Origin of the sequence: Mycobacterium paraseoulense (assembly GCF_010731655.1) — a bacterium.
GTDB lineage: Bacteria > Actinomycetota > Actinomycetes > Mycobacteriales > Mycobacteriaceae > Mycobacterium > Mycobacterium paraseoulense.
Map to the genome: position 1 here is coordinate 3,857,780 of NZ_AP022619.1, position 13,094 is coordinate 3,870,873.

The 13,094-nt window shown below is 68.3% G+C and carries 14 protein-coding genes and 1 pseudogene; 13 read left to right on the top strand and 2 right to left on the bottom strand.

The window, feature by feature from the left end; all coding sequences use genetic code 11:
- Positions 1-28 precede the first annotated feature (28 nt).
- A complete protein-coding gene (locus tag G6N51_RS17965) occupies positions 29-997 on the top strand; it encodes an NAD(P)H-quinone oxidoreductase (RefSeq protein WP_083171851.1) in 969 nt (322 codons plus the stop codon).
- Between the two features lie 4 nt (positions 998-1,001).
- Here G6N51_RS17965 and G6N51_RS17970 read toward each other — a convergent pair whose 3' ends face one another.
- The gene (locus tag G6N51_RS17970; protein ID WP_083171785.1) at positions 1,002-2,198 is read right to left on the bottom strand and encodes a cysteine desulfurase-like protein; all 1,197 of its coding nucleotides are present in this window, start codon (positions 2,196-2,198) and stop codon (positions 1,002-1,004) included.
- 128 nt (positions 2,199-2,326) lie between these two features.
- Here G6N51_RS17970 and G6N51_RS17975 point away from each other — a divergent pair, with 128 nt between their 5' ends.
- The 5 genes and pseudogenes from G6N51_RS17975 to wzm all read left to right on the top strand — a co-directional run bounded on the left by G6N51_RS17975 (position 2,327) and on the right by wzm (position 7,402).
- On the top strand, positions 2,327-4,300 hold the full coding sequence (locus G6N51_RS17975) for a DUF6541 family protein (RefSeq protein WP_083171786.1): 1,974 nt from the start codon (positions 2,327-2,329) through the stop codon (positions 4,298-4,300).
- Between the two features lie 11 nt (positions 4,301-4,311).
- A pseudogene (locus G6N51_RS17980) lies at positions 4,312-4,829 on the top strand (bacterial proteasome activator family protein).
- A gap of 11 nt (positions 4,830-4,840) precedes the next feature.
- On the top strand, positions 4,841-5,668 hold the full coding sequence (wzt, locus tag G6N51_RS17985) for a galactan export ABC transporter ATP-binding subunit Wzt/RfbE (protein WP_083171788.1): 828 nt from the start codon (positions 4,841-4,843) through the stop codon (positions 5,666-5,668).
- Positions 5,661-6,575 (top strand): galactofuranosyltransferase GlfT1, encoded by a 915-nt coding sequence (gene glfT1, locus G6N51_RS17990; RefSeq protein WP_083171789.1) that lies wholly within the window; start codon positions 5,661-5,663, stop codon positions 6,573-6,575. The genes wzt and glfT1 overlap by 8 nt, the downstream gene beginning before the upstream one ends.
- Positions 6,572-7,402: a galactan export ABC transporter permease subunit Wzm/RfbD gene (wzm, locus tag G6N51_RS17995; RefSeq protein WP_083171790.1), complete on the top strand. Its 831-nt coding sequence runs from the start codon at positions 6,572-6,574 to the stop codon at positions 7,400-7,402. Before glfT1 ends, wzm begins: the two co-directional genes overlap by 4 nt.
- A gap of 1 nt (position 7,403) precedes the next feature.
- Here the strand turns inward: wzm and G6N51_RS18000 are convergent, their stop codons facing one another.
- Positions 7,404-7,766, bottom strand: coding sequence for a DUF732 domain-containing protein (locus G6N51_RS18000; protein WP_083171791.1), 363 nt, complete (start codon positions 7,764-7,766; stop codon positions 7,404-7,406).
- A 68-nt stretch (positions 7,767-7,834) separates the two neighbouring features.
- Between G6N51_RS18000 and G6N51_RS18005 the strand changes: the two genes are divergently transcribed.
- The 7 genes from G6N51_RS18005 (at position 7,835) to G6N51_RS18035 (ending at position 13,094) form a co-directional block, all read left to right on the top strand.
- Positions 7,835-8,356 (top strand): 6-carboxytetrahydropterin synthase, encoded by a 522-nt coding sequence (locus tag G6N51_RS18005; protein WP_083171792.1) that lies wholly within the window; start codon positions 7,835-7,837, stop codon positions 8,354-8,356.
- A 43-nt stretch (positions 8,357-8,399) separates the two neighbouring features.
- Positions 8,400-8,615, top strand: a complete 216-nt coding sequence (locus tag G6N51_RS18010; RefSeq protein WP_083171852.1) for a hypothetical protein — start codon at positions 8,400-8,402, stop codon at positions 8,613-8,615.
- 61 nt (positions 8,616-8,676) lie between these two features.
- Complete coding sequence (locus G6N51_RS18015) at positions 8,677-9,816, top strand: SPFH domain-containing protein (protein ID WP_083171793.1); 1,140 nt, start codon at positions 8,677-8,679, stop codon at positions 9,814-9,816.
- Between the two features lie 128 nt (positions 9,817-9,944).
- Positions 9,945-10,424, top strand: a complete 480-nt coding sequence (locus G6N51_RS18020; protein WP_083171853.1) for a GreA/GreB family elongation factor — start codon at positions 9,945-9,947, stop codon at positions 10,422-10,424.
- Between the two features lie 42 nt (positions 10,425-10,466).
- The gene (locus G6N51_RS18025) at positions 10,467-10,895 is read left to right on the top strand and encodes a GtrA family protein (RefSeq protein ID WP_083171794.1); all 429 of its coding nucleotides are present in this window, start codon (positions 10,467-10,469) and stop codon (positions 10,893-10,895) included.
- 31 nt (positions 10,896-10,926) lie between these two features.
- Entirely contained in the window at positions 10,927-12,318 is a 1,392-nt protein-coding gene (locus G6N51_RS18030; RefSeq protein ID WP_083171795.1) for an FAD-binding protein, read from the top strand.
- A gap of 11 nt (positions 12,319-12,329) precedes the next feature.
- Positions 12,330-13,094, top strand: coding sequence for a decaprenylphospho-beta-D-erythro-pentofuranosid-2-ulose 2-reductase (locus G6N51_RS18035; RefSeq protein WP_083171796.1), 765 nt, complete (start codon positions 12,330-12,332; stop codon positions 13,092-13,094).

Genomic DNA, 13,094 nt, shown 5'->3' on the forward strand with positions numbered 1-13,094 from the left:
GGTAACGGGGGTCGGTAGCGTGGCCACCATGCGCGCCATCGTCGCCGAATCCTCCGATCAGCTTTCCTGGCAAGACGTGCCGGACGCGTCCGCCGGGGCGGGCGAGGTGTTGATCAAGGTCGCCGCGGCCGGGGTGAACCGCGCCGATGTGCTGCAGGCCGCGGGCAAATACCCGCCGCCGCCGGGTGCCAGCGACATCATCGGCATGGAGGTGTCCGGTGTCGTCGCCGAAACCGGTTCGGGCGTGACGGATTGGTCCGCCGGACAACGGGTTTGCGCGCTGCTGGCGGGCGGCGGGTACGCCGAGTACGTGGCGGTCCCCGCCGGTCAGGTGCTGCCGATCCCCGAGGGCGTCGACCTCATCGACGCGGCCGGACTGCCGGAAGTGGCCTGCACGGTGTGGTCCAACCTGGTGCTCACCGCGCACCTGGGCAAGGGCCAGTTGCTGCTGGTGCACGGCGGCGCCAGCGGCATCGGAACCCACGCCATCCAGGTCGCGCGGGCGCTGGGCGCCCGCGTGGCGGTCACGGCCGGCTCGGCGGAGAAGCTGGAATTCTGCCGCGAGCTCGGAGCCGAGATCACCGTCAACTACCGCGACGAGGATTTCGTGGCGCGGCTGCAGGAAAGCGGCGGCGCAGACCTGATCCTCGACATCATGGGCGCGGCCTACCTGGACCGCAATATCGACGCCCTGGCCACCGACGGTCAGCTGGTCATCATCGGCATGCAGGGCGGCATCAAGGGCGAGCTCAACATCGGCAAGCTGCTGGCCAAGCGCGCCCGGGTCATCGGCACCACGCTGCGGGCGCGGCCGGTCACCGGGCCGAACGGCAAGACGGAGATCGTGCGGGCGGTGATCGGCTCCGTCTGGCCGATGATCGCCGAGGGCCGCGTCCGGCCGATCATCGGCGCCCGCATGCCGATCCAGCAGGCCGGCGAGGCGCACCAACGGCTGACGTCGAGCAAGGTGACCGGGAAGATCGTGCTGACGGTCTAGCGGTTCAGCCCAGGGACGCCAGCGCGCGCACCAACTGGTCGACCTCGGCCGTCGTCGAGTAGTGCGCCAGCCCGACGGTCACCGCCCCGCCGACGTCGTTGACGCCCAACACGTCCAGGGCACGGGAATTCTCGTTGGTGACGGCCAGGATCCCGTTGTCCGCCAACCGCTGCACCACCCGTTCGGCTGGGACGCCGTTCAAGGCGAAGCTGACCACCGGAATCCTCACCTCCGGCCGGCCGATCACCATGACCAACGGCAGCGACCGCAACGACACCATCAGGTAATCGAAGATCCGGTTCATATACAAGGCGGCCGATTGCATCGACACCGACAGGCGTTCGCGGCGGCCCCCGCGGGCCGACTCGTCGAGCGCCGCCAGGTACTCGATGCTGGCCACCACGCCGGCGAGCAGACCGAACTGGTGCGCGCCGATCTCGAGACGCGCGGCGCCGGTCGCCTTCGGGTCGGTCGAGATGGAGCCGAACGAATTGACCAGCGCCGGATCGCGGAACACCACCGCGCCGATCGGCGGACCACCCCACGCCAGGGCGTTCACCGCCACCACGTCGGCGTCGGTTTCCTTCACGTCGAGCAACCGGTATGGCGCCGCGGCGGAGTGGTCGACCACCACCAGTCCGCCGACGTCGTGCACCAGCTTGGTCATCGCGCGCAGGTCGGTGACCGTGCCCAGCGCCGCGGACGCGGAGGCGACGGCCACCAGCCGCGTCGACTTCCCGACCAGGCCCTCCCACTGCCAGGTCGGCAGCTCGCCGGTCTCGATGTCGATCTCGGCCCACTTGACCTTGGCGCCGTAGCGGTGCGCCGCCCGCAGCCAGGGGGCGATGTTCGCCTCGTCGTCCAGGCGGCTGACGATCACCTCGTAGCCCAGGCCCGCCCGCGAAGACGACGCCTCGGCCAGCGCCGACAGCAGGATCGCGCGGTCGGCCCCCAGCACGACGCCCGCCGGGTCCACGTTGAACAGGTCGGCCACCGCCGACCGCGCCGCCTCCAGGATGGCGGCGCTGCGCTGCGCGGACGGGTGCGCGCCCACGGTAGTGGCGCTGGATCTGCGGAAGGCCGTCGACACGGTGGTCGCGACGGAATCGGGGATGAGCATCCCGGCGGGCGCGTCGAAGTGCACCCACCCGTCACCCAGCGACGGATGCAGTCCGCGCACCCGGGCGACGTCGTAAGCCATGCCAGCCACCTTAGAGCTTGCGCATTTCCGCGAAACTGCGACGGTAGCGGGTGCCCGGAATCGCTCAAGCAGTTCCAACCAGCCGGTGGCTCCCCGAGGCAGGACACCCGGCCAGCCATACTAGTCGAGTGGGGCTCTGGTTCGGAACGCTGATCGCATTGTTTTTGCTGATAGCGCCCGGAGCGATCATCGCGCGTATCAGTCAGCTGAGCTGGCCCATCGCGGTGGCGGTGGGCCCGGCGCTGACCTACGGCGCGGTCGCGCTGGCCATCATCCCGTTCGGTGCGGTCGGAATCCCCTGGAACGGCTGGACCGCGCTGGCCACGCTGGCCGCGGTGTGCCTGGTGATGACCGCGCTGCAGGTGCTCCTCGGCCGCTACCGCGACACCGAAGCCGAGGCGCGCGGGATCGGCCGCGGGCCCGCGATCGTGGTGGCGGCCGGGGTGCTGCTGGGCGCCCTGCTGATCATGTGGGCCGCCTACCGCGGCCTGGCCGCCCATTGGCAGACCATCCCCAGCACCTGGGACGCCGTCTGGCACGCCAACGAAGTGCGGTTCATCCTCGACACCGGACAGGCGTCGTCCACCCACATGGGCGAGCTGCGCAACGTGGAAACGCACCAGACGCTGTACTACCCGTCGGTGTTCCACGCGTGGGTGGCGGTGTTCTGTCAGCTCACCGGGGCGGCGCCCACCACCGGCTACACGTTGACCTCGGTGGCGGCCGCGGTCTGGCTGTTCCCCACCAGCGCGGCGATGCTGGCCTGGCGGCTGCTGCGCCCGCACTGGTGCCAATGGCGCACCGCCGCCGCGGCCGCCACCACCGCCGCGCTGTCGGCGTCGTTCACCGCCCTCCCCTACGTCGAGTTCGGCGTCGCCGCGATGCCCAACCTGGCGGCCTACGGGGTCGCCGTGCCGACGTTCGTGCTGATCGCCTCGACGCTGCGCCACCGCGACCGCATCCCGGCCGCCGTGCTGGCCTTCGTGGGGGTGATGTCGGTCCACCTGACCGGCGGGTTCATCGTCGTCCTGTTGGTTGTCGCCTGGTGGTTGTTGGATGTGTTGTGGCGCCCGGTCCGCGGCCGCGTCGCCGACGCCGTGACGGTCGCCGGCGTGGCGATCGCCACCGCGCTGATCCTGTTGCCGCAGTTCATCAGCGTGCAGCAACAGGAAGACATCATCGCCGGGCACTCGTTCCTGACCCACCTCGGCAAGAAGCGTGGCGCCTTCGACGCCGTGTTTCAGCACTCCCGCCATCTCAACGACTTCCCATACCAGTACGGGCTGATGACGCTGGCGATCGTGGGCGGGATCTTCTTCGCCTACAAGAGGATCTGGTGGCCGCTGGCGCTCTGGGCGTTGCTCGTGGTGGTCGACGTCGACGCGGGGACGCCGCTCGGCGGACCGATCGGCACGATAGCCGGTGCGTTCGGGGAGTTCTTCTACAAGGACCCGCGCCGGATCTCGGCCGCGATCACCCTGCTGCTGGAACCGATGGCCGGGGTGGCCTTGTTCGTGATCGTCATGGTGGTGGTAGCCGGCGTTAAACGGGTCGCCGGCCGATTCAAACCGTTACCCGCGCCGGTCTGGACCGCCGCCACGGCGGTCCTGCTGGTGGCGACGACCGTGTTCACCGCCCGCCACTACTTCTATCGGCACCTGGTCTTGTTCGGCGACAAGTACGACTCGGTGATGATCGACCAACGCGACCTGATGGCCATGGCCTATCTGGCCACGCTGCCCGGCGCACACGACACCGTGATCGGCAACGCCAACACCGACGGCACCGCGTGGATGTATGCCGTCGCCGACCTGCACCCGCTGTGGACCCACTACGACTACCCGCAGCAGATGGGGCCCGGCCCGAACCGCTACATCTTCTGGGCCTACGCCCGCAGGGGGGAGTCCGACCCGCGGGTGGTCGAGGCGATCAAAGCGCTCAATATCCGGTACATCTACACCAGCGCGCCGACGGTCCGGGGATTCGCCGTCCCCGACGGACTAGTGTCACTGGATAAATCGAAGTCGTGGGCGCTGATCTACGACAATGGTGGAGCCCGAATCTACGAATGGCGCGGAAACGGCGCGGCGCCGCACTCTTAGTCCGCAAAAGGATGGTGATGGATTGAGTACCCCCAACGACGACGATGGCATCGAGATCATCGGCGGCGTCGACCCGCGGACCACGGCGGTGACGGAGGACGACTCCGACGAGCGCTCCCTGACCGATCTGGTTGAGCAGCCCGCCAAGGTGATGCGCATCGGGACGATGATCAAGCAGCTGCTCGAGGAGGTGCGGGCGGCCCCGCTGGACGAGGCCAGCCGCAACCGCCTGCGCGAGATCCACGCCACCAGCATCCGCGAGCTCGAAGAGGGCCTGGCGCCGGAACTGCGCGAAGAACTCGACCGCCTCACCCTGCCGTTCAGCGAGGACTCGGCGCCGTCCGACGCCGAATTGCGCATCGCCCAGGCCCAATTGGTCGGCTGGCTGGAAGGGCTGTTCCACGGCATCCAGACGGCGTTGTTCGCCCAGCAGATGGCCGCCCGCGCGCAGCTGGAGAACATGCGCCAGGGCGCGCTTCCCCCCGGTGTCGGCAAGCCGGGCGGGTCCGGGCACGGTCAGTACCTGTAAAGCGAAACACGGTGGCGGGTCCTCACATCGAGACGCACGACGCGTGGGTGGAATTTCCCATTTTCGACGCGAAGTCGCGCTCCCTGAAAAAAGCCTTCCTGGGCAAGGCGGGCGGCACGATCGGGCGCAACAGCTCCAACGTGGTCGTCGTCGAGGCGCTGCGCGACATCACCATGTCGCTCGAGCTCGGCGACCGGGTCGGCCTGGTGGGCCACAACGGCGCCGGGAAATCGACTCTGCTGCGGCTGCTTTCGGGGATCTACGAACCCACCCGCGGCTGGGCCAAGGTCACCGGCCGGGTCGCGCCGATCTTCGATCTCGGAGTCGGGATGGACCCCGAGATCTCCGGTTACGAGAACATCATCATCCGCGGGCTGTTCTTGGGTCAGACCCGCAAGCAGATGATGGCCAAGGTGGACGAGATCGCCGAGTTCACCGAGCTGGGTGACTACCTGTCGATGCCGCTGCGCACGTACTCCACCGGGATGCGAGTGCGGCTGGCGATGGGCGTGGTCACCAGCATCGACCCCGAGATCCTGCTGCTCGACGAGGGCCTGGGCGCGGTCGACGCCGACTTCATGAAGAAGGCGCAGTCCCGGCTGCAGAGCCTGGTGGAGCGTTCCGGAATCCTGGTTTTCGCCAGCCATTCCAACGAATTCCTCGCCCGGCTGTGCAAGACCGCGATGTGGATCGACCACGGCGTCATCCGCATGTCCGGCGGGATCGAAGACGTGGTGCGCGCCTACGAGGGTGAGGACGCGGCGCGGCACGTGCGCGAGGTGCTGGCCGAGACGGCCGCCGAGCAGCCGCTGGCGCAAAGAGCATCCGGGGATGAGTGAATCCGTCGTCGCGGTCGTCGTCACCCACCGGCGCCCCGACGAGCTGGCCAAGTCGCTGGGCACCCTGAGCAGCCAGACCCGGTTGCCCGACCACCTCATCGTGGTCGACAACGACGGTCCCGGCGACGGCCGGGTGAGCGATCTGGTGGCCGGCCAGCCGATCCCGACCACCTACCTGCCGTCGCGCCGAAACCTCGGCGGCGCAGGCGGTTTCGCGCTGGGGATGTTGCACGCACTGGCGCGGGGTGCCGACTGGGTGTGGCTGGCCGACGACGACGGGCGGCCGCAGGACTCGCACGTGCTGGCCACCCTGCTGGCGTGCGCCCAGAAGTACAACCTGGCCGAGGTGTCACCGATGGTGTGTAACGCCGACGACCCGGAGCGGCTGGCGTTCCCATTGCGCCGGGGCCTGGTATGGCGCAGGCGCGCAACCGAATTGCGCACCGAGGCGGGGCAGGACCTACTGCCCGGGATAGCGTCGTTGTTCAACGGCGCGCTGTTCCGGGCGGCCACACTGGAAGCCGTCGGCGTCCCCGACTTGCGGCTGTTCATCCGCGGCGACGAAGTCGAGCTGCACCGGCGCCTGGTGCGGTCGGGCTTGCCGTTCGGCACCTGCCTGGACGCGATCTACCTGCACCCCTGCGGGTCGGAAGAATTCCGGCCGATCCTGGGCGGTCGCATGCACACCCAATACCCCGACGACCCGGCCAAGCGGTTCTACACCTATCGCAACCGCGGCTACCTGTTGTCCCAACCGGGCCTGCGCAAGTTGCTGGTCCAGGAGTGGGTTCGGTTCGGCTGGTACTTCCTGGTGACCCGCCACGACCCCAAGGGGCTGGCCGAGTGGATTCGGTTGCGCCGCTTGGGTCGCCGCGAGCAATTCGGCAAGCCGGGAGGACATCGATGACCTTTCTCGACGCCGCGGCCCAGTCGCGGACCTTCACCCGGGCCCGGGGTGACCTGGTCGCCGGGTTCCGTCGGCACGAGCTGTGGCTGCACCTGGGCTGGCAGGACATCAAACAGCGCTACCGTCGCTCGGTGCTGGGGCCGTTCTGGATCACCATCGCGACCGGCACCACCGCCGTCGCCATGGGCGGCCTCTACTCCAAGCTGTTCCACCTCGAGCTGTCCGTGCACCTGCCCTACGTCACGCTCGGCCTGATCATCTGGAACCTGATCAACGCGGCCATCCTCGAGGGCGCCGACGTCTTCGTCGCCAACGAGGGACTGATCAAGCAATTGCCCACCCCCCTGAGCGTGCACGTCTACCGGCTGGTGTGGCGGCAGATGATCCTGTTCGCGCACAACATCGTCATCTACGTCGTCATCGCCTTCATCTTTCCCAAGCAGTGGTCGTGGGCGGACCTGTCGGTGATCCCCGCGCTGGCGCTGATCGTGCTCAATTGCATCTGGGTGTCACTGTGTTTCGGCATCCTGGCGACCCGCTACCGCGACATCGGTCCGCTGCTGTTCTCGGTGGTGCAGTTGCTGTTCTTCATGACGCCGATCATCTGGAACGACGACACGTTGCGGGCGCAGGGGGCCGGACGATGGTCGAAGATCGTCGAACTCAACCCGCTGCTGCACTATCTCGACATCGTTCGCGCCCCGCTGCTGGGTGCCCACCAGGAGCTGCGGCACTGGGCGGTGGTCGGGGCGCTCACGGCCGTCGGCTGGGTGCTGGCGGCGTTCGCGATGCGGCAATACCGCGCGCGGGTGCCGTACTGGGTGTAGCTCACATGTTCGGGGGCGGCATATGCAACCAATCCATGGTGCCCCCGATCCGCCCTTTGTACTGCGGGCAGTAGGCGGACACCGAAAGGCCGACGAAGAAGCCGGCCTGTTTCGCCGTCAGGTTGTTGTCCTTCATCGCCTTCATTGCGAGAAGACCCGGCGGCTGGTTGTTGTCGAGTCCGGTGCACACGGTCTGCGCCATCGAGATCGCGGTGCCGGGGTCATTGATGACGATCCCGTTGTCGGCCAGCGCGCCCAGGAAGGCGTTGTCGCCCGGGTCCGCCGCTGCGGGCGCCGGATAAACGAGCGCGACGCAGAGCACGGCCGCTCCGACTGTCGACCACTTCGCGGAACCGACGTTCATATCACCAACGATAGGCCTCCAAGAATTCGTTGAGGATCCCGCAAGGCGCGCGGCAGAGGCTGTCGCGCATGCGTAACACGGTTTTCGCCGACGGCGTCCGCGTAGCCACCATGCACCGCGCCGATGCGCCATTGGGCCGCACCGCCAGGTTCCACCTGCGCAGGTTGTTCGACAACCTGCCCTGCTGCCACCGCTCGTGGGCCAATCAGGGCAAACGCTTCTTCCTGCACGGTTACGAGCGGGCCTTCGACATCGAGTTCGCTTGCGCCGAAACCGAAGCCGGGACCGGTGCGGTGATCGACGACGGCACCCTCGACGAGGTCAACACGGCACTGCGTGACCAGTTCGACCACACGACGCTGATCGCCGTCGACGACCCACAGCGAGACCTGTTCGAGCTGCTGGCCGACCGGGGCGTGATCGACCTGCGGATCATGGACGACACCGACATGGCGGGCACGGCCGCCTGGACGTTCGAGACGGTCGAGAGCATCGTCGGGCCGGCGACCGGTGGCCGGGTCTGGGTGTCCCGGATCAAGGCGCGGGAAAGCCGCAACAACGTCGTCACCCTCACGGCGGGACCCGTTTAGACGAAACACGACGCCCGCATTGCCGATGCGGGAGTATGCGTGCGTGAGCGATGCCTCGGCGATCGGCTGTGTCGGGACGCTGACGGTGGCAACCCGCGGCGACCGCGGCGCCGGGGAGGTGCTGGTCACCGTGCGGGGCGCCAAGGAGGCGTTCCTGGCATGGTCCGACCGCCCCCTGCCGAAGGGCGCCGAAGTCCTCGTGGTCGACGTCCGGGGGGCCAGGACGGTGGTCGTCGAGCCCTGGCAGGGCCTCGCCTGATCTGAATTGACGGCCCGGATCGGCCGGGCTACAACAGCGAAACCCGCGAAAAGGAGTCCCCATGCTCGGTTACAAGGTGCCGGCGCCCGACGAGGCGATGCTCATCTCCGGCGGCCGCACCAAAGGCAACGCGCCGTTTCGCGTCGTGACCGGTCACGGCGCCTTCATCCTGCCGGTCTTCCGCAAGGCTCGATTCCTCACCCTGGCGATGTGTGAGGCGGAGGTGGCCGAGAAGTGCGTGACCCAGCAGGGCATCACCCTCAACGTCCGGGCGGTGATCGCGTTCAAGGTCGGCAACGACACGGAGAGCATCATCAGTGCCGCGCAACGGTTCCTGTCCGAGCAGGACCAGATGTCCGTGCTGACCGGGCGCATCTTCGCCGGGCACCTGCGCTCGATCATCGGCTCGATGACCGTCGAGCAGATCATCCGGGAGCGCCAGAAGCTGGCGACCGAGGTCCTCGACGGTTCCAAGGAGGAGATGGCCCGCATCGGCCTCACCGTCGACGCCCTGCAGATCCAGTCCATCGACGACGACGGGCTCGGCTACATCGAGGCGATGTCGGCCCCGCACAACGCCGCGATCCAGCAGCAGGCGCAGATCGCCCAGGCGCAGGCCAACCAGGCGGCCGCCGAGGCCGAGCAGGAGTCGCAACGCAAGCAGGCCGAGTTCGCCCGGCAGACCGCCATCGTCAAGGCGCAGTACAAGGCCGAGGTCGACACCGCGCAGGCGCAGGCCGCCCAGGCCGGGCCGCTGGCCGAGGCCCAGGCCCAGCGCGAGGTGCTGCAGATGCGTACCGAGCTGGCCGAGCGCGCCGCCGAGCTGCGCCAGCAGGAGCTGGTCGCCGAGGTGGTCAAGCCGGCCGAGGCCGACGCCGAACGCGTGCGGATCCTGGCGATCGCCGACGCGGAGAAGATGAAGATCCTGGCCGAGGCGGCGGCGTCGCACGACCGGGTGGCGCTGGACAAGGCGCTGATCGACCAGCTGCCCGAGATCGTCGAGAAGGCCGCCCGCGGTCTCGCCAATGCGAACGTGACCGTGCTCAACGGCGCCGAGGGCCTCACCGAGGTGGCCAGCGGCCTCGTCGCGCAGGGCCGGGCCATCTTCGACGCCCTGCGCGGCACCGTCGACTACTACGACGACGATGCCGCCGCACCGCCGATCGCCACCAATTCCGAGGCCGGCTCGGCCACCCACTGAGTCGCCGGTGCGGATTCCGGATCCGCAACTGCGGCGAACGCTTGCCCGATAATGGTGGCGGGCGCCTCGACGTGGTGCCACACTGGAACGCCACCCACCTGAGCAAACCGGGCGAAAGGTCCAACGACGTGAGCAAGAAGGTCCAATCAGCGGCGGATGCGGCGCGGGAGAACCTCGCCGCGGAGCTGGAGCGGCTACGGCAGCGGCGGGACCGCCTCGACGTCGAAGTCAGGAACGACCGCGGCATGGTGGGCGATCACGGCGACGCCGCCGAGGCGATCCAGCGCGCCGAGGAGCTGGTCGGCCTCAGCGACCGGATCAACGAGTTGGACCGCCGGCTGCGGACCGGGCCGTCGCAGTCCGACGAATCGGAGACGCTGCCGGGCGGCACCGAGGTGACCTTGCGGTTCTCCGACGGTGAAGTGGTCACCATGCACGTCATCTCGATCGTGGAAGAGACGCCCGTCGGCCGGGAAGGTGAGACGCTGACCGCGCGCAGCCCGTTGGCCCAGGCCCTGGCCGGACACAAGGCGGGCGACACGGTGACCTACTCGACGCCGCAGGGCGAGGATCAGGTCGAGCTGATAGCGGTCAAACTCCCCCGCTGACGCGTCCCTGGCCGCTCCGCCGGCCCGGTTAGACTCCCCCCAATGGTTGCCCCGCTGCCCGACGCCGCGCCGCCCAGCCCGCAGTTGAGCCTGACGACACAGGTGACGCGGTTCGTCGTCACCGGCGGCCTGGCGGGCATCGTGGACTTCGGCCTCTACCTGGTGCTGTACCAGGCGGTGGGCGTCCAGGTCGACCTGGCCAAGGCCACCAGCTTCGTGGTCGGCACCATCACGGCCTACCTGATCAACCGCCGGTGGACCTTCCAGGCCGCCCCGAGCACCGCGCGCTTCGTCGCGGTCATGGTCCTCTACGCCATCACCTTCGCCGTGCAGGTCGGCCTGAACCATCTGTGCCTCGCGCTTTTGCACTACCGCGGGTGGGCGATCCCGGTCGCGTTCGTGATCGCGCAGGGCACCGCGACGGTGATCAACTTCGTCGTCCAGCGAGCCGTTATCTTCCGCATCGGCTGAGCCACCGGCGCAAGCGGTACCCTCTTTGACGATGTTGAGCACCGAGGCTTCGACCACACCGACCCGGCTGACCGGCTTTGGCCGCACCGCGCCGTCGGTGGCCGAGGTGCTCTCGACCCGCGATCCGGAGGTGATCGCCAAGGCCGTCGCGCGGGTGGCCGAATCCGGCGGCCCCAACGGGCGGGGCGTCATCGCGCGCGGGCTGGGCCGGTCCTACGGCGACAACGCGCAAAACGGCGGGGGCCTGGTGATCGACATGACGGGCCTGGATCGCATCCACTCGATCAGCGCCGAGACCCGGCTGGTCGACGTCGACGCGGGCGTCAGCCTGGACCAGCTGATGAAGGCCGCACTGCCGTTCGGGCTGTGGGTTCCGGTGCTGCCGGGCACGCGCCAGGTCACCGTCGGCGGCGCGATCGCCTGCGACATCCACGGCAAGAACCACCACAGCGCCGGCAGCTTCGGCAACCACGTGCGCTCGATGGACCTGCTGATGGCCGACGGCAGCGTCCGCACCCTCACCCCCGACGGTGAGGAGGCCGAGCTGTTCTGGGTCACCGTCGGCGGCAACGGCCTGACCGGGATCGTGCTGCGCGCGACCATCGAGATGACGCCGACGGAGACGGCGTACTTCATCGCCGACGGTGTGGCCACCAAGGATCTCGACGAGACGGTCGCCGTCCACCTCGACGGCAGCGAGGCCAACTACACCTACTCGAGCGCCTGGTTCGACCTGATCAGTCCGCCACCCAAGCTCGGCCGGGCCGCGGTCAGCCGCGGCAGCCTGGCCAAGCTGGACCAGCTGCCCGCCAAGCTGGCCAGAAACCCGCTGAAATTCGACGCGCCGCAACTGTTGACGGTGCCGAACGTTTTTCCCGTGAGCGCCATGAACAAGCTGTCCTTCATGGCGATCGGCGAGGTGTACTACCGGCTGGGCGGCACCTACACCGGCAAGGTCATGAACCTGTCGCAGTTCTACCACATGCTCGACCTGGTCAGCGGCTGGAACAACGCCTATGGCCCAAGGGGTTTCGCGCAGCACCAGTTCCTGGTTCCGCCGGATGCGATGGACGAGTTCAAGGCCATCATCCGCTGGATCCAGACCCGCGGCCACTACTCGGCGCTGAACGTCTTCAAACTGTTCGGCCCGGGCAACCGCGCGCCGCTGAGCTTCCCGATGGCCGGGTGGAACGTCGCGATGGACTTCCCCAACAAAGCCGGTATCAACGAGTTCCTCAACGAACTCGACCGGCGCGTACTGGAATTCGGCGGCCGGGTCTACACCGCCAAGGATTCCCGGACCAGCGCCGAGACCTTTCACGCCATGTACCCGCGCATCGACGAGTGGATCGCGGTGCGCCGCAAGGTGGATCCCTCGGGGGTTTTCGCCTCGGACATGGCCCGACGTTTGGAGCTGTTGTAAATGGTGCGCCAATGGTTTTAGATGCCGTGGGAAATCCGCAGACCATCCTGCTGCTCGGCGGCACGTCGGAGATCGGGCTCGCGATCTGCGAACGCTACCTGCAGAACGCCCACGCCCGGATCGTGCTGGCCGCCATGCCCGGCGACCCGGGTCGCGACGCCGCCGTCGCCCAGATGAAGGCGGCGGGCGCGCGGTCGGTGGAGCTGATCGACTTCGAGGCCACCGATCCCGACAGCCATCCGAAGATGATCGATCAGGCGTTTGCCCACGGTGACGTCGACGTGGCTATCGTCGCCTTCGGCATCCTGGGCGACGCCGAGGAGCTGTGGCAGGACCAGCACAAGGCCGTGCTGGCGGCCGAGATCAACTACACCGCCGCGGTTTCGGTGGGGGTGCTGCTGGGTGAGAAGATGCGCGCCCAGGGCTTCGGGCAGATCATCGCGATGAGCTCGGCGGCCGGAGAGCGGGTGCGCCGGTCCAACTTCGTCTACGGCTCCACCAAGGCCGGACTGGACGGCTTCTATCTGGGCCTCGGAGAAGCGCTGCGCCAGTACGGGGTTCGCGTTCTGGTGATCCGCCCGGGCCAGGTGCGTACCCGGATGAGCGCCCACGTCAAGGAGGCCCCGCTCACCGTGGACAAGGAATACGTCGCCAACCTCGCGGTGACCGCGGCCGCAAAGGGTAAGGAATTGGTTTGGGCGCCAGCAGCATTCCGTTACGTGATGATGGTGTTGCGACACATCCCGCGGAGCGTGTTCCGCAAGCTGCCAATCTGA